The 17408-nt window shown below is 39.5% G+C and carries 15 protein-coding genes; 14 read left to right on the forward strand and 1 reads right to left on the reverse strand.

Going from position 1 to position 17408, the window contains the following annotated elements:
* The first annotated feature begins 45 nt into the window (after positions 1-45).
* The 14 genes from DJ533_RS09575 to DJ533_RS09640 all read left to right on the forward strand — a co-directional run bounded on the left by DJ533_RS09575 (position 46) and on the right by DJ533_RS09640 (position 17012).
* Positions 46-585 carry a hypothetical protein gene (locus tag DJ533_RS09575; protein ID WP_065993970.1) on the forward strand — a complete coding sequence of 180 codons (540 nt, stop codon included), beginning with the start codon at positions 46-48 and terminating at the stop codon, positions 583-585.
* Between the two features lie 104 nt (positions 586-689).
* A complete protein-coding gene (locus tag DJ533_RS09580; RefSeq protein ID WP_065993969.1) occupies positions 690-1190 on the forward strand; it encodes a hypothetical protein in 501 nt (166 codons plus the stop codon).
* 114 nt (positions 1191-1304) lie between these two features.
* A complete protein-coding gene (locus tag DJ533_RS09585; RefSeq protein WP_065993968.1) occupies positions 1305-2033 on the forward strand; it encodes a UTRA domain-containing protein in 729 nt (242 codons plus the stop codon).
* 318 nt (positions 2034-2351) lie between these two features.
* Positions 2352-2516 carry a hypothetical protein gene (locus DJ533_RS18675; protein WP_171488552.1) on the forward strand — a complete coding sequence of 55 codons (165 nt, stop codon included), beginning with the start codon at positions 2352-2354 and terminating at the stop codon, positions 2514-2516.
* A 263-nt stretch (positions 2517-2779) separates the two neighbouring features.
* Positions 2780-3823 carry a putative 2-aminoethylphosphonate ABC transporter substrate-binding protein gene (locus tag DJ533_RS09590; RefSeq protein WP_065993967.1) on the forward strand — a complete coding sequence of 348 codons (1044 nt, stop codon included), beginning with the start codon at positions 2780-2782 and terminating at the stop codon, positions 3821-3823.
* A gap of 94 nt (positions 3824-3917) precedes the next feature.
* Positions 3918-5126: an ABC transporter ATP-binding protein gene (locus DJ533_RS09595; RefSeq protein WP_065993966.1), complete on the forward strand. Its 1209-nt coding sequence runs from the start codon at positions 3918-3920 to the stop codon at positions 5124-5126.
* Positions 5120-6835 carry a putative 2-aminoethylphosphonate ABC transporter permease subunit gene (locus tag DJ533_RS09600; RefSeq protein WP_065993965.1) on the forward strand — a complete coding sequence of 572 codons (1716 nt, stop codon included), beginning with the start codon at positions 5120-5122 and terminating at the stop codon, positions 6833-6835. Before DJ533_RS09595 ends, DJ533_RS09600 begins: the two co-directional genes overlap by 7 nt.
* A 126-nt stretch (positions 6836-6961) precedes the next feature.
* Entirely contained in the window at positions 6962-8116 is a 1155-nt protein-coding gene (locus tag DJ533_RS09605; RefSeq protein ID WP_065993964.1) for a TIGR03364 family FAD-dependent oxidoreductase, read from the forward strand.
* Between the two features lie 56 nt (positions 8117-8172).
* Positions 8173-9321 (forward strand): 2-aminoethylphosphonate--pyruvate transaminase, encoded by a 1149-nt coding sequence (phnW, locus tag DJ533_RS09610; protein ID WP_065993963.1) that lies wholly within the window; start codon positions 8173-8175, stop codon positions 9319-9321.
* Between the two features lie 59 nt (positions 9322-9380).
* The gene (gene phnX / locus DJ533_RS09615; protein WP_065993962.1) at positions 9381-10196 is read left to right on the forward strand and encodes a phosphonoacetaldehyde hydrolase; all 816 of its coding nucleotides are present in this window, start codon (positions 9381-9383) and stop codon (positions 10194-10196) included.
* Between the two features lie 577 nt (positions 10197-10773).
* Complete coding sequence (locus DJ533_RS09625) at positions 10774-11181, forward strand: cation efflux protein, CzcI-like (protein ID WP_215900548.1); 408 nt, start codon at positions 10774-10776, stop codon at positions 11179-11181.
* 45 nt (positions 11182-11226) lie between these two features.
* A complete protein-coding gene (locus DJ533_RS09630; RefSeq protein ID WP_065993960.1) occupies positions 11227-12591 on the forward strand; it encodes a TolC family protein in 1365 nt (454 codons plus the stop codon).
* A 1-nt stretch (position 12592) separates the two neighbouring features.
* A complete protein-coding gene (locus DJ533_RS09635; RefSeq protein ID WP_065993959.1) occupies positions 12593-13870 on the forward strand; it encodes an efflux RND transporter periplasmic adaptor subunit in 1278 nt (425 codons plus the stop codon).
* The gene (locus DJ533_RS09640) at positions 13860-17012 is read left to right on the forward strand and encodes an efflux RND transporter permease subunit (RefSeq protein WP_065993958.1); all 3153 of its coding nucleotides are present in this window, start codon (positions 13860-13862) and stop codon (positions 17010-17012) included. Before DJ533_RS09635 ends, DJ533_RS09640 begins: the two co-directional genes overlap by 11 nt.
* A gap of 55 nt (positions 17013-17067) precedes the next feature.
* Here DJ533_RS09640 and fdx read toward each other — a convergent pair whose 3' ends face one another.
* Positions 17068-17406, reverse strand: a complete 339-nt coding sequence (gene fdx, locus DJ533_RS09645; RefSeq protein WP_065993957.1) for an ISC system 2Fe-2S type ferredoxin — start codon at positions 17404-17406, stop codon at positions 17068-17070.
* Positions 17407-17408: the final 2 nt, after the last annotated feature.

The raw sequence follows: 17408 nt of genomic DNA on the forward strand, positions 1-17408 counted from the left end.
AAATAGATTAGATTACGGTTGCGAACAAGAACAGGTCTGCTAAATATGGACGATAAAAAAATTTATAAAATCCTTCAGCATTGGTTTCCTTTATTAAAAAATGAAGATATTCCGAAGAAAAAACATCGACAAAATTTTGAAAACTTTTTGCAATGGATGAAAGAGGCAAGTTTTGCCGATCAGTTTTATATGATGAAAATGCAGCCTGATTGCTTTTTTGAAAATCAAATGGAAAAGTCGACCATTTTTCAAGATTTTCAGATTGATCTTGCTGTATTAAAAAATAATATTGAAGCCAAAGCTGCGCCAATTTTAGCGCATTATGAACAACATAAAGCGGTGATTGGGCGTTATTATAATGTCAATGATCAAATCTTAGATATTGTTTTAGAAGAAATTTTAACTGTGGCACAACCCATTCAGTTTGAACTTTTATTGATTTATGCGGAAGATTATTATTGGTTATTGGTGCCAAATGATGAAGCAAAGATTGAAAAATTTTGTAAGTCATTTAATAAGCAGTTTAAAGATCAAAATGTCATGATTGAACATTATGAGCAATATGTTTGTAGCCGTTCAACTTAATTGATTAATATTTAATAACATTAAATACTTACAAAATTTAACCACATTTAAAAGATGAATCTGGTTAATTATTGGCAGACTTTTACAACAACAGGCTAAATACCATGACAAAAAATATTTATGCAATTTTTCAGGATATTTTTCCTGAACTTAAACAGCAAACTTTACCTGAAGATTTAAACGAATTTAGTGTTTTTTGTGATTGGCTAAATCAAGAACACTCTTTTATTCAATATGTTGAAATCAAAGAATATTATGATAATGGGATTGATGAAAGCACGATGTTTCAACAAAAACAAGTGGATACAGAAGCTTTAAATCAAGCGATTGAAGAAACTGTGGATGAATTATTTGAGAGTTTAGACGAAGATCAACTTGAGGATTATGAAGCTCATTTTGAAATTGAGGAAAAAATTGAAGAAATTTTATTTGATCAAATTAAAACTTTCGCTGAACAAAAGCAATTGTCATTACTGGTTATTTTTCGAGAAAATCCATATTGGTTGGTTGTACCATCACAAGATGAATCGCAATTACAGCAGATTGTAGATGCGTTTAATCAACACTTTGCTCAAGATATGAATTTGAGCATGACCGTGTATTAAACCAGATTGAATGTGCAACAGTAACAAGTGTGCTTTAACTGATATTTTAAAAAAATCATCACTTGGACATGATATTTGAGTATATTAGAACAAACTTTCACAAAATAAATCTATATGCCTGCCCAAGAAACATCTTCACGTGTTCCCAAATATATTGCCATTCGAGATGCGATTGCCCATGAAATCGAGTCAGGGCAATGGAGTACCAATACCAAACTTGCTTCTGAACGTGTATTAATGGAGCAGTTTGCAACTACACGCGTTGCGGTGCGAGAAGCTTTGTTGGCTTTGGAAATGGATGGACTGATTTATCGTTTAGACCGCCGTGGTTGGTTTGTTCGTGCGCCACGCATTATTTACCGTCCGCAATCGACCAAAAGTTTTAACCAATATGTCACTGAACAGGGCGGTGTACCAAGTACCGAATTGATTTCTGCGGAATTGGTACAAGCAACCGCTTGGGATGCAACACATTTAAAAGTGAATGTGGGCGATGACATTTATTCGATGTGGCGACGACGCAGTATTAATGGGCGTCCTGCGGTAGTGGAACATTTACGGATTAATGCAAGTTTATTTCCCCAATTTTTAGAACAAAATTTAGAAGATTCAATCACGATTCTGATGGCGGAACATTACCAACGCCAATTAACTCGTGCACATATCAGCCTTTATCCAACTGTATTGTCGGAGCAACAAGCCAAGGCTTTGCATGTCAATGTGGGCAGTATGGGCTTGTATATTTGCCGTACCAATTGTGATCAAAATGGAGTGATTACCGATGTTGATCAAGAATATTGGCTGCATGATGTGCTTGATTTACATTTTGAAGCGTCAGAATAAAATTTAACTGTGTTACGTAGCAGCATAAAAACCATACTCTAAACCTTGAAGAATATGGATACGCGAAAATGTCATCCGCAACTGTTTGAGGCATAAGCCAGTCATGGCGCAAGATATACAAATTAATATTTCTGTGATGTAGTGAATTATTCGACGGATGTTGATGAGTTTTGTGGTGAGAAGTGAAGCTTCGTAAGATGGTTTCCTTGCGCAGTTTCACTGCTCATTTTCCCGAAAGAAAAGTAATACGATTCTATCAAAGTTGGATAATATAAATTAAAGGTTTGCACAGACTCGACTTACATTGACAAGTTTAAATTGCTTTGCGTAGTCGATGCCTCACTTTTGAAGGATGAGGAATATATTCCGCAAGGTGACAAAAATCCATTGTTGGACAAAGGGGATATCCATATCGCCCTTGTCCAACGGCGACATCCATGTCGCCTCATGATAGCAACACCACGTTTAAAGCAATTGGTCTAGAAAAGCAAAAGAGGCTAATTTATATAAAGTTAATTTAACAGATTGGTATAAGTCCTGCGGAAGGCTAATCCCTAAATCCAAATGCTTGATGTAAGACTCCGTCAAGCAAGCTTTTAATAGTTTAAAAAGATATCTTTCTTTTACAGTGAGTAAGATTAGATCTTAAAAATAATTAATCTGGTTTAAACCAGATTAATTAAACTGTCACAAACTTTTGTTGAAATACAGTTTATCAAGAAGCAGCATTCGTTAGGAATGTCACCATGAGCCCGTATTTAAAACAGCAGCAAAAGAAGCTCCTCGCAATTGGCACAAGTGTTGTATTGGCTTGCGTCAGTGTCGCATGTACCACATCTTCAACTTCAAATGATGTTGAGCAAATCACAGTTTATACCGCCGTTGAAGCTGATCAACTGAAGCGTTATCAATGGGAATTACGTAAAGTGCATCCTGAATTAAAAGTAAAATGGGTGCGTGATTCAACAGGTGTAATCACCGCAAAATTATTAGCAGAACAAAAAAATCCACAAGCCGATGTGGTGATGGGCTTGGCATTGACGAGTTTATTGGTCATGGAAGAAAATGACTTATTACAACCATATCGCCCAAAAAATATTGAACAACTGAAAACTGACTTTTATAGCCAAAAAGACATTCCGACATGGACAGGGATGACCGCTTGGGAGTCGGCTGTCTGTGTGAATAAAGTAGAACTCGAAAAGAAAAAATTACCAATCCCGCAAACATGGCAAGACCTCACTAAACCCATTTATAAAGGTTTAATTGTGATGCCAAATCCTGCATCGAGTGGTACAGGTTATTTGGATGTCACAGCTTGGATGCAGATTTTTGGTGAAAAGCAAGCTTGGCAATATATGCAGGCGCTCGATCAAAACATTTCTCAATATGTCCATTCAGGTTCGAAGCCTTGCAAGATGGCAGCGCAAGGTGAAACGGTGATTGGCATCTCATTTGGTTATCCGGGTTTTAAACTCAAATCTCATGGCGCACCCTTAGAAATTGTCTATCCGAAAGAAGGCTTGGGTTGGGAAATGGAAGCCTCGGCAATTGTCAAAGGCACCAAAAAGCTCAGTAGCGCAGAAAAGTTTATTGATTGGACAGTCAGCCAAGCAGCCAATGAAGCTTATGCACAAAATTTCTCAATGGTGGCACATCAAAACGTACAGAGCAAAAATGCAGATTTTCCGAAAAATCTGTCACAGCAGTTGGTGAAAAATGATTTTTATTGGGCAGCCGAACATCGTGAATCAATTTTAAAACAGTGGTCAGCACAATTTGAAAAGTAATGAACCATTCAGAATCAACGATTCAAAACGATTTATTTAAAACAAATGATTTTCAACAAGATATTCCAAATTAAGCATTAAAATCAGGTGCAATATGCAAATTCCATCGCATTTACAAAATAGCAGGACAGGGCAAGCCATACCAAATTCGGCAGGGCATCTGCTCTCAACTTTAAGAACATTTAAAATGGCAGAGTCGAAAACCGTACTCGAAGCGATTGATATTCAAAAATCATTTGGTTCAAGTCGAGTGTTGGAACACATTAATCTTGACCTAAAAGCAGGTGAGTTTGTGAGCTTTTTAGGTCCATCGGGTTGTGGAAAAACCACATTGCTACGCATCATTGCAGGGCTTGAACAGCCTGATTATGGCAAGGTGATTAAGCAAGAGATTGATATTACTCATTTCAATACAGCAAAACGTAAATGTGGCATCGTATTTCAAAACTATGCGTTATTTCCAAATTTAACTGTGGCGGAAAATATTGCATTTGGTTTGCATAAGAAAGATTGGACAACACAAGAAATCCAATATCGTGTGAATGAATTATTGCACCTGATTGAATTGCCAAACATCGCTGAAAAATATCCCAATCAATTGTCAGGCGGACAACAACAGCGTGTAGCTTTAGCCCGTGCCATTGCGCCGAATCCTGATATTTTACTCTTGGACGAACCATTGTCAGCTTTGGATGCTTTGGTGCGTTTAAATCTGCGTCAGAAAATTCGCAATATTCAGCGTCAATTGAATTTGCCTGCGATCATGGTGACGCATGATCAGGAAGAAGCTTTGAGCATTTCTGATCGTGTTGCGGTGATGAATAAAGGCGTGATTGAACAACTTGATACGCCACATAATATTTATTACAAACCGCAAACCCGTTTCGTGGCGCAGTTTATTGGTTCGATGAATTTTATGCAGATGGTGGCAGTCGATGCACATCATTTGAAAATGGATGAGCAATCATTGATTGAATTTCCGCATTTAACATTTGCCAAAGAGGAACATTTTGAAATCGCTTTTCGCCCTGAAAATGTCAAACTTGTGAATAAAAATGAACCATCGAATGAGTATTTAAATTTAGCTGTTCGTATTGTAAATACTGAGTTTTTAGGTGCAAAACGCCGTCTATTTTGCGTGATTCAAAATCAAAATGCTTCAGATGACAATGCGTCAGATGAGCATGTTTTACAAGTCGATGTCGATCATCAACAGATGACGATTGTGCAAGATGACATGTACTTACAAGTGCCAATTCGTGCTTTGCATGTATTTGATGCACGAGGGCGTGCGAGATGTTAAACCAATCTGCCGCAGATGCCTTATTAAAAACACGGACAGCGCATCGTTCTCGTTATTCATTGCGTTCAAGTGCGGTGTTATTTGTCGCAGCGATTTTATTAACCTTGAGTTTGATCGCACCTTTAATGGTGTTAATGCAAAGCGCATTTTTAAATGAACAGCATCAATTCGTTGGTTTTGACAATTTTGCTGCTTATTTTTCCAATCCTGCTTTGATCTCATCCATTTTTAATTCAATGTGGATTGCGATCACGGCAATGTTGATCACGGTCAGCGTGGCAAGTGTTTATGCTTTTGCATTAACCAATTGCAATATTCGAGGCAAAGCTTTCTTTAAAACGGTGGCATTTTTACCGATTCTTGCACCTTCGATTTTGCCTTCATTGGCATTGGTGTATTTGTTCGGTCAGCAAGGTGTGTTCAAAAGCATCATGGGCGAGGTGGAAATTTATGGACCACTTGGCATTTTGATCAGTTATTGCTTTTGGCTATTTCCTGCCATGGTGATGTTGATGATGGGCGCATTCCGCCATATAGATCAACGCTTGATTGAAGCCTCACATGCCTTAGGAAAAAATACTTTAGAAACCCATTGGGCAGTGACTTTTCCTGCGATTCGCTACGGTTTAGTCAGTGCCTGTTTGGTGGCATTTACCTACGTCATTACCGATTTCGGGATTCCCAAAGTGATCGGTGGCTCATTCAATATGATGGCGTTAGATGTGTATAAGCAGATCATTGGTCAGCAAAATATGAACATGGGTGCGGTGATTTCGATTCTGTTGCTGTGTCCTGCAGTGTTGGCATTCATCTTTGATCGTTATCAAAGTCGTCGTCAGGAACGTTATCAAAATTTCCAAATTCAGCCTTATCGTCTACGTGCTAATCCTCGCATTGAAAAAGCCTTAACCGTATTTTGTGGGGTGATTTCAGGTGGTATTTTACTGATCATCATCACTGCGATTCTTGCCTCATTCATTCGCTACTGGCCTTATGATTTGTCACTGACGTTCAATCATTATCGCTTTGACTATGTCGATGGTGGCGGTTGGGCAAGCTATTTTAACTCGATCAAATTAGCATTATTCAGCACTGTTTTTGGGACGATGTTAATCTTCATCATTGCCTTATTCAGCGCACGTTTTAAAGCGCATTCTTTGCTGAAAAATTATATACAAGTCTTGGTGTTATTGCCTTTGGCTGTGCCGGGATTGGTGTTGGGTATTGCCTTTATCTTGTTTTTTAATGCACCGCAAAATCCTGTGTCTTTGCTGTACGGTACGATGACGCTGTTAGTGATTTCGACCATTATTCATTATTACACTGTGCCACATATGACGCTGACCCATGCGATTCAACAGATCCCAAATCAACTTGATCATGCAGCACAAAGTTTGGGGACTTCACATTGGACCATGTTCCGTAAAGTCTATTTACCTTTAACTTTTCCCGCGCTGTGTGATGTGTCGGTGTATTTATTTGTCAATGCCATGACTACGGTTTCCGCTGCGATTTTCCTTTACTCACCTGATACCAATTTGGCTTCGGTGGCGGTGCTGAACATGGATGATGCGGGCGATACCGTGGCTGCGGTTGCGATGAGTATTTTGATTTTACTGACATCATGTGTCGTCAAGTTGCTGCATTGGTTGCTGACTCGGAAAATGATGGCATCTAGCCAACGATGGCGTGAGCAGACCCATTCATAAACCATTGATAACAGATTGATCATTCAACATTAACTTCTAAATTTTTAAACCAAATGAATTAAACGCTTGATTTCAGGCGCTTGGGATTCTGCATCCTGAAAAAAGTAAATAAGGTGGAAAAGTAGCATGAATACAGCACAATTTGACTTAATTATTGTCGGTGCAGGGATTTTAGGATTATCCGCTGCAATCCAAGCAGCAGAGCAAGGACTAAAAGTACACGTCTTTGAAAAAGATGCGCAAGCTATCGGTGCAACACGTCGTAACTTTGGCATGGTTGGAACATCAACGCTCAGTCGTCCTGATGCGAAATGGCGTGAATATGCTTTAGCAACCCGTGAATTTTATCAACGAATTCAGGCACACATCGATATTTCATTTCAACAGCGCAACGGCCTGTATCTGGCAAATACGGAACTTGAATGGCAAGTGTTAAACGAGTTTGCACAAGTTGCGCCTGATTATCAGATCCCTGTGAGTTTATTGTCTAAATCACAACTGTTTGATCAATATGATTATTTAAATCCTGAAACGGTTCTTCGTGGTGGTATGGTATTTCATGAAGATTATTCAGTTGAGCCACATTGGGTTGGTCAGCGTTTATTACAATATGCTGAAAAAATTGGCGTACAGATTCAATGCAATGCATGCGTGGTACAGACGCAATCGTCACAAGGCATAGCGCAGATTCGTTTGGCAACAGGGCAAACCTTCACGGCAAATAAAGTGCTGATTTGTCATGGTGAAGTCACGCAATTGCTCTATCCCGATCTCTTACAACAAAAAGGTTTACTGCGTTGTGCCTTGCAAATGGCGCTCACTAAACCACTCAACGTAAATCTCAATGCGTCGATTTATTCAGGTCTATCGATTTCTCGTTACCCTGCTTTTGAAATCTGTCCGAGCCATCAAGACTTACGCAACGAATCACAAATCGGCTTGGTTGAAAAATACGGCATTCACATACTGATTAAACAAAATCAATTTGGACAAATTATTTTGGGTGATAGCCATGAATATTATCCAATTGAAGATGTACCACAATTTAATCAACGTGAAGAAATTAACCAATTCATTTCGCAATATTGCAAAGAAAACATTGGCTTGCAACTCCCTGAAATTGAATCTCGTTGGAATGGTTATTACCTCACCCATCCGACTGAGTTGGCATGCGTGACGGAAGCTGAACGCAATATTTTCCTCGTTAGTGCAATTGCAGGAAAGGGCATGACCACGGGTGCAGGTTTTATGAAAGAAATGTTAGAAAATTATATTTTTTAATCTGGTTTAAACCAGATTGATTTATACTGTATCAAATTGAACAAAGGTTAGGCGAAATGAACGCAAAAATTGAACTTGAAAACGAAATTGCAAACCAAGCAGCACAGGAACTTGAGAATAAATATTTACTACTAACACCGGGACCTTTGTCGACTTCGACAACTGTGCGCCGTGTGATGCAACGTGATTGGTGTACGTGGGACAAAGAATATAACGCTTTGGTTCAGAATATTCGCAGTCGTTTGGTGGGTATGGCGACAGCGCAACCTGAGCAATATAGTGCGGTGTTGATGCAAGGCAGTGGCAGTTTTTCTGTTGAATCCGTCTTGGGTTCTGTGATTCCACAAGATGGCAAAATTTTAATCATCAATAACGGAGCTTATGGCGCACGTATGGTGCAAATGGCACGTTGCCTGAACATTGATGTGGTGGAATTACGCTATCCTGAAATGCAAATTCCTCAACTCGCAGATATTGAAAAAGCGCTTGAAGATGAAAGCATTAGTCATGTGTCGTGTGTGCATTGTGAAACTACCACAGGTTTACTGAATCCGATTCAAGAGATTGGACGCATTGTCAAAGCGAAAAATAAAGTATGGATCGTCGATGCAATGAGTTCTTTTGGTGGTGTGCCAATGGACATTGCAGAATTAGACATTGATTTCCTGATTTCAAGTGCAAATAAATGCATTCAAGGCGTACCGGGTTTTGGTTTTATTTTGACAAAAATAGAACAATTACAGGCATGTAAAGGCTTGGCACGTTCTGTCAGTTTAGATCTATACGACCAATGGAACACCATGGAACAGCAGGGTGGTAAATGGCGTTTTACCTCACCAACCCATGTGGTACGTGCATTTTATCAAGCACTGCTCGAGTTGGAGCAAGAGGGCGGTGTCACGGCTCGTTATCAGCGTTATTTGAATAATCAGCAACGCCTGTCTACAGGCATGCAAGCACTTGGTTTTGAAATGGTCTTAGATCAAAACACGCCACAATCTCCAATTATCACAACATTCCTTTATCCAAATGAAGACGATTTTAGCTTCCAAGCCTTGTATGAAAATCTGAAACAAGCAGGTTTTGTCATTTATCCCGGCAAAGTCACCGATTTAAATTGTTTCCGTATTGGCAATATCGGTGAGGTTTATTTGGATGATATTGAACGACTTTTAACAGCGATTGAGCAATATCGTCAGGCTTAATTTTATTTTCACAATTTATTTATATATCAATTTAATACACAAACTTTTAGGACAAACTTATGAGCATTTCACATTCAGCATTACAAGCAGTTATTTTCGATTGGGCAGGTACGACAGTAGACTTTGGTTCACGTGCACCAATTTTGGCATTCATGGCTTTATTTGCAGACAATCAAGTTGAAATTTCAATCGAAGAAGCACGTGCACCAATGGGTTTAGAGAAACGTGATCACATTGCTGCCGTGTTAAAAATGCCACGTGTTGCAGAGGCATGGAAACAAGCACTTGGTGCGGAAGTGACTGTTGCAGACATTGACCGTTTGTATCAAGACTTTATTCCATACCAATTAAAAAGCATTCCAACCTGTTCAAAGTTGATTCCAGGTGCATTAGAGGCTTTTGCTGATATTCGTGCGCGTGGTGCAAAAATTGGCAGTAATACTGGCTATGCGTCGATGATGATTGGTCAATTGGTACAAGATGCGGCAGATCAAGGTTATGTACCAGACTGCATTATCACGGCAAGTGATGTGAAACATGGTCGCCCATATCCTGAAATGTTGTGGAAAAACTTGATTGAACTGGATGTGTTAGATATTGAAACTGTGGTGAAAGTCGATGACACGGTGGTTGGTATTGAAGAAGGTTTAAATGGTGGTTGTTGGACTGTTGGCTTGGCTGTGAGTGGTAATGAAGTCGGTTTAAGCTTTGAAGAATGGTCTGCACTTTCTGCAACTGAACAAGCTGGTTTAAAAGGAAAAGCCTATGCCAAAATGAATGCTTCGGGCGCACATTATGTGATTGATAGTATTGCTGATCTACCTGCAGTATTGGATGCGATTGAACAACGTTTGGCGAATGGTGAAAAGCCTTAATTTAATTTTTATTAAAAACAGAATACTAACCCATATATGGGTTAGTATTCATTTTAGATTCTTTGATTTAATTTACTTTATATCAATCAAGAGTTGATTAAATATAAGTATTTGACTTATAAATTAGGCAGCATTTGATTTGGAGGCGTGTTATTTACCCATTGAAATATTTATTTTTATTCGCAGCGATAGTGTCACTGCTTATTATAGTGTACAAATCTGATCATGCTGTGGAACCTATGCATAGCAAAAGTAAAGAAATTAAAAGCTTTCCTAGGTTGGGGACCATACTCACAGAATGTAAGGATGTAGATCCGCCTGAAGGATTGGATAAAAACAAATATTATGATTACTGTAAATGTGTTAAGAATCCTGTTGATATGCGTAGCAAAGAAGAAAAACGAGAAGTGTGCCGCACAGTGTAATCTGTCCTAAGTGATACTTTTAGACATTTGAACTTTCAAATAAGTGATTTTGCCGTATATAGCCGAAATATTTTATGAAAGATACAATTGTAATTTTATAACAAGCAAAATTTCGGTATGCTGTTCAAGTTCTTAAGTTGCTCAATGAAATAATGCTGAAAAAAAGTCATTTCATCTTGCTGTTATTTGCTTTGCTGATCTTCCAAAGTCTTTGGAATGTTGCAGCGGCATTCTGCGTGCATGAGGAAAAGGCTTTTACTAATACTTCAGCGCAACATTTTGGTCATCATCAAATGACAAAATATTGTCAAAGTGACTTCAAAATCTCAGAGATACAAAACCATTCCTCAAGTGATTTTTCATTTTTAGAAGATGATCATCAAGATCATTTGCCTTCTTTTAATGCCATGATCTTGGTGGATGAGCAAGACAAATTTATTTTTAAATCTAGTCAACTGATTGCATTGATCAATTTTTTCCCTTGGTATAATTTTTATCAATCCCCTGATTTAGCCCAAAATAATCCCCCCCCTATTTTTGCCCCGCTACAGGTGGGGTAGTCAACAGCCCACCACTTTTCATTCATTTAAAAGTGGGGCATGTTCATGTCAAAAAATCAAATTCAACAGCAGAAATTTGCTGTACATCGTCATAAATTTCGTCTGAAAGCCTTATGTTCTAGCATTTTGCTCACGGTAGTCAGTTCTGTCAGTTTGGCTGAAACCAAAACATTATCCTTGGAAAGTGCGATTGAGAAAGTTGAAACGTATCAACAAACACAAAATATTTGGGCAACCCAAACTGAGATCGATCAAGCCAATCTTTCTAAAGCTAAATTGTGGAAAAATCCACAATTAAATATTGAACAGACAGGTTTTGACTCCAACAAAGAGCAAGAATTTTCTCTAAGTATTTCGCAAGAACTTGATGTATTTGGTGTACGCAAAGCCAATCAAAATCTCGCTGTATTTGCTCAAGAAAAAATGCTTTTGGCTCAAAAAATTTATACTGCACAACTCAGACTGACAGTGAAGTACTTATGGTCACAACTGGCGATTGCCGAGCTTGAAAAAAATATTGTTCAAGCGCAATTGAATGTCAGTGAAGCCAATTTGAATGCCATTCGGAAACGTTTTCAAGCGGGCAGCGTAGCAGAAGTTGACTTAAAACGTGCACAGTTAAGCCATACGGAAAATATCCGTTTATTTAAACAAGCAGATTTGCAAGTACAACTGGCACAGCAGCAATTGTCCAATATTTGGGGGGCATCTGATAAAACGATTCAGATCCAACTGGCGTTAAATCGTCTTTGGCCTCAAGACAGTTATCAAAATGTGCAGACTAATTTAGCTGAAAATTATTTTGAAAAATCACGTATTTTACAACTCAAAAATACTCAAGCCCAGTTGGCTTATATTCAGGCTGCAAAACGACCAAATCCGACAGTAAGCTTAGGTATGAATCGTACTAAAGCGCCTGAAAATGGCAATGAAAATCAGATCATGCTTGGTGTGAGCGTACCTTTAAATATTTTTGATCGTCAGCAGTACGATGTAAAAATTAATCAACACAAACAAGATGCTTTGAATCGTCAGCAAGGTTTTTATGCACAGCAAAATGCCTTACAAGTGGGCACATTGTTGACGCAATTACAAGGTTTAGAAGCTCAATTTAAAGATGTTGAAAAGACCCAATTACCTCTCGCTATGGAAGTGCAACAAAAAACATTGTTGGGTTTTAGTGCAGGAAAATTTGCACTGACTGATGTGCAACAAGCCACTTTGCAACTACAAGATATTCGGCAACGTAAAGTTGAGTTGTTAAAAGCAGCGTGGCAAACGGCGATCAGTGCGGAAAGTTTGAGCTTAGGTATTGAGCCAAGTGTGGTGATGTCAGCAGATGCAATCGCACAAATTAATCAAACACTTTGGGACAATATCCAAACTTCACCTGTGGTCGGAGAGAACTAAGATGCATAACCAGAAAAATTTAAACAAGCAAGCAGGTAAAATATCTCAAGCCGTTTTAATTGTCATCGCAATCGTGACCACAGTGGTTTTGGCTGCGGTAATCCTATGGCTGAATAAATTTGCTGCAAAAACCGAAGAACATGGACACGCTGAAGGGCATTCTGAACAAGAAGCTCATGCACATGTTGAAGGTGAAGAAGAGCATGCACATGCTGAGGATGAACATGCGAAAGACGAGCATGCTGAAGCGATCACATTAACAGCGCAACAATTGGTAGAACAAGGCGTAAAACTTGCCACAGTTGAACACGGAGCAGTGCGACAACAAGCGAAATATCCTGCCAAATTAACTGTAAATACCGATCAGCAAGCGCATGTTTCGCCAAGTTTTAATGGGCATGTTGAAGCAGTGTATGTGCAATTAGGACAAAGCGTGAAAAAAGGACAAGTGTTGGCAACTTTACTTGTGCCAGATTTGGTCGATCAACAAGCCAATTTGAAATTGGAGCAATCCAATTTGGCACTAGCAAAACAAGACTATGAACGTGAACGTCAACTGTGGCAGCAAGGAATCTCAGCAAAGCAAGATTATCAACGTGCTTATAATGCCTATCAGCAAGCGCAGATTCAGGTACAAGCAGCCCAATCACGTTTGAATGCCTATGGTGCAGCCAGTTCGAGTCGTGGGCAGTTCCAACTCAAAGCCCCAATTTCAGGGGTGATCAGTAAAAAAGATTTGGTGGTGGGTGAAAATGTGCAATTGGCAGATCAGCTTTTTGTGATTGATCAACTGAATCAGTTATGGCTTGAGTTTATTGTTCCGCATGCAGATATTCAACGTTTTAGCCCAAATAGCCAAATTGAGTTTGAGTCTTTGCAGTCAGGTACACGTTTTAAAGCTGAAATTCAAAGTTTAAATACCGAAGCAGATGCGCAAACAGGACGTTTACAAGTCCGTGCCAAAGTGCTGAGTCAAGCGGCTGAATTAAAACCGAACTTGATGGTGAATGTCCTCTTACAACAAGGTTCAGCGCAGGGTATTCGTATTCAAAAAAGTGCAGTACAGCAAGTCGAAGGTCAAAATGTGGTCTTTGTGGCTGCAACGCAGGGTAAAAATATTGAGTTTTCAGCGCAACCTGTACAGTTAAATACTGAAATGAATGATCCTGAATGGGTGAATGTGCTTTCGGGTCTAAAAGTTGGACAAAAATATGCAGCACAGGGCAGTTTCTTACTGAAATCTGAATTGGAAAAAGGCGAGGCGACCCATGAACATTAAACCGTCTCAAAATCAACAAGATTTACCAATGCCTGAAGGTTGGTTTGATCGTATTATTCAATTTTCCATTCAAAATGCGATTTGGGTCATGCTTTTTGTGGTGGCATGGATTGGTGTGGGAATTTATAGCTATCAAAAATTACCGATAGATGCTGTCCCTGATATTACCAATACCCAAGTGCAAATTAACACGCAAGCGGATGGGTTTACCGCACTTGAAACTGAACAACGCATTACCTATCCGATTGAAAATGCAATGTCGGGTTTACCAAAACTGGAACAGACTCGCTCGATTTCACGTTATGGTTTATCACAAGTCACGATTATTTTTGAAGAGGGTACAGATATTTATTGGGCGAGGCAGTTGATTAATCAACGCTTACAAGAAGCTGCCAATGATATTCCAACGGGTATTCAACCGACCATGTCACCGATTTCCACAGGTTTAGGGGAAATTTATCAATGGGTGATTAAGGCAGAGCCAAATGCCAAAAAGCCTGATGGTTCGCCTTATACCGCAATGGATTTACGTGAAATCCAAGATTGGGTAGTGCGTCCACAACTACAGCGTGTAGTGGGTGTTGCAGAAGTCAACAGCATTGGCGGCTTTGAAAAAACCTATGTGGTTGCACCTGATCTGACACGTTTGCAACAGTTGCAGATTCCACTCAGCGATTTACAAACGGCATTGACAGAAAATAATGAAAATCGTGGTGCAGGTTTTATTGAGAAGAATGGACAACAACTTACAGTCCGTGTCCCAGGAACGATTAATCGCCTAAGCGATATTGAAAATATTAGCGTTGCCACTAAAAATGGTTATCCGATCCGTGTCGCTGATGTCGCAACTGTGTCGATCGGGCAAGACTTACGTACAGGCGCAGCGACCTATAATGGTGAAGAAGCTGTACTCGGTATTGCCATGATGATGATGGGGGAAAACAGTCGAACTGTTGCCCAAGCCATTGATGCCAAAGTCAAAACCATTCAACAAAGTTTGCCTAAAGGCGTGACCATTGAAACGGTGTATGACCGTACCCATTTGGTTGATCGTGCGATTAAAACCGTACAAAAAAATCTACTCGAAGGTGCGATTTTAGTCATTATCATTCTATTTTTATTTTTGGGAAATATTCGAGCAGCTTTAATTACTGCTTGTGTAATTCCCTTGTCAATGTTGTTTACTTTATCTGGGATGGCAGAACAGAAAATTAGTGCCAACTTGATGAGTTTGGGGGCATTAGATTTTGGGATTATTGTCGATGGTGCGGTGGTGATCGTTGAAAACTGTATCCGTCGCTTGGCGGAAGCACAAAAACACAAAGGACGTTTACTCACTCGCTCAGAACGTTTTACTGAAGTATTTTTAGCGGCAAAACAAGCCCGTCGCCCTTTGATTTTTGGTCAGTTGATCATTTTAGTGGTGTATTTACCGATCTTTGCGTTATCAGGTGTTGAGGCAAAATTGTTCCATCCGATGGCAATGACCGTGGTACTTGCTTTGGTGGGTGCGATGATTTTGTCGATTACTTTTGTTCCTGCGGCAGTGGCATTATGGGTGAATGGCGAAGTTAAAGAAACTGAAAGCCGTTGGATGCATGCACTGAAAACACGTTATGAAAAATTGCTCGATTGGGCTTACGCTTATCGGGTATTTGTTTTGACCGTGGCGCTGTGTATTTTGACTTTAACAGGTATTTTAGCCACCAAAATTGGCAGTGAGTTTGCACCACAATTGAGTGAAGGCGATTTTGCAGTACAACAAATGCGTTCACCGAGCACAGGGCTAGAGCAGTCTTTGCGGATGCAAGAAAATACGGAGAAATTGCTGCTGAAAAATTTCCCTGAAATTAAAGCAATTTTTGCTCGCACAGGCACGGCGGAAGTGGCAACAGATGTGATGCCACCCAATATTTCCGATGCAGTTTTATTGCTAAAAGCTCGTGAAGAATGGACAAATCCAAAAGAAAGCATTGATGATTTACGCCAACGAATGATTGCATTTTTAGAAACCTTACCTGGAAATAACAGTGAATTTTCACAACCAATCGAGTTACGATTTAATGAGTTAATTTCAGGTGTGCGTAGTGATGTCGGGATTAAAATTTTTGGCGATGATATGGCAGTCTTAAACCAAGAAGCCAATCGCATTGCACAAAAAGTTCGTGCGATTTCAGGTGCAACAGCAGTCAATGTCGAACAAACCAATGGTTTACCTTTACTAAATGTCGATGTGGATAAAGCCAAAGCTGCACAATATGGTTTGTCAGTGAAACAGATTCAAGACTTGGTTGCTATGAGTATGGGTGGACAAAGTGTAGGCAGTATTTTAGAGGGTGACAAACGTTTTGATTTTGTGATTCGTTTAGATGAAGCTCAACGCACACCTGAGCAATTGGTGACATTACCCATTCAACTTGCCAATGGTGGTTTGATTCAACTACAAGATGTTGCCAAAGTTGAGAATATTTTAGGAATCAATCAAGTCAGCCGTGAAAATGCCAAACGTCGTGTAGTCGTCACTGCCAATGTGGAAGGGCGTGATTTGGGTTCTTTTGTTAATGAATTGCAAAACACTTTAGCCAAAGAAACTTTACCAAGTGGTTATTGGTTAGATTATGGTGGTCAGTTTGAAAATCTGATGTCAGCCAAAGCACGTATGCAATTGGTGATACCATTGGCATTGATTACGATTTTTATTTTATTGATGGCGGTATTCCATAACCTGAAAGAAAGCTTATTGGTGTTTTCAGGTGTCCCTTTTGCACTGTGTGGTGGGTTGGTTGCGCTTTGGTTGCGAGAGATACCATTGTCTATGTCAGCAGGTGTAGGTTTTATCGCCTTATCAGGTGTAGCTGTATTAAATGGTTTGGTGATGCTGACGTTTATTAAAGAATTACGTCAGCAGTTCGATATTCACTATGCCACTTGGCAAGGTGCAGTGATGCGTTTGCGTCCTGTGTTGATGACTGCGTGTGTGGCATCTTTAGGTTTTGTACCTATGGCTTTAGCAACAGGAACAGGTGCAGAAGTGCAACGACCATTAGCAACAGTGGTCGTCGGTGGAATTTTATCCTCTACGGCATTAACGTTGTTGTTATTACCTGTTATTTACCGTTGGATGAATGAAAAGTCCCAGTAAAACATTAAAAAAGCGGTCTAATATTAGACCGCTTTTTATGGGGAGTTTTTAAAAATTAGTGATTTTCAGACGCATGGTTAATGGTGTATTTCGGAATTTCAATTTCCATGTCTTCATCGGTGATTTTAACTTGGCAAGATAAGCGAGAATCAGGTTCTAAGCCCCAAGCACGATCCAGTAGATCCGCTTCAATATCATCCATTTCTTCAAGCTCATCAAAACCTTTGCGTACAACAACATGACAAGTTGTACACGCTTTTGACATATCACATGCATGCTCAATTTTGATGCCATTGTCCAAAAGACTTTGGCAAAGGTTGCTATTCGCTTCAACTTCAAACTCAGCACCATTTGGGCAAATTGTTGCATGAGGTAGTACTTTAATACGTGGCATAG

Source organism: Acinetobacter defluvii, assembly GCF_001704615.3.
GTDB classification, from domain to species: Bacteria; Pseudomonadota; Gammaproteobacteria; order Pseudomonadales; family Moraxellaceae; genus Acinetobacter; species Acinetobacter defluvii.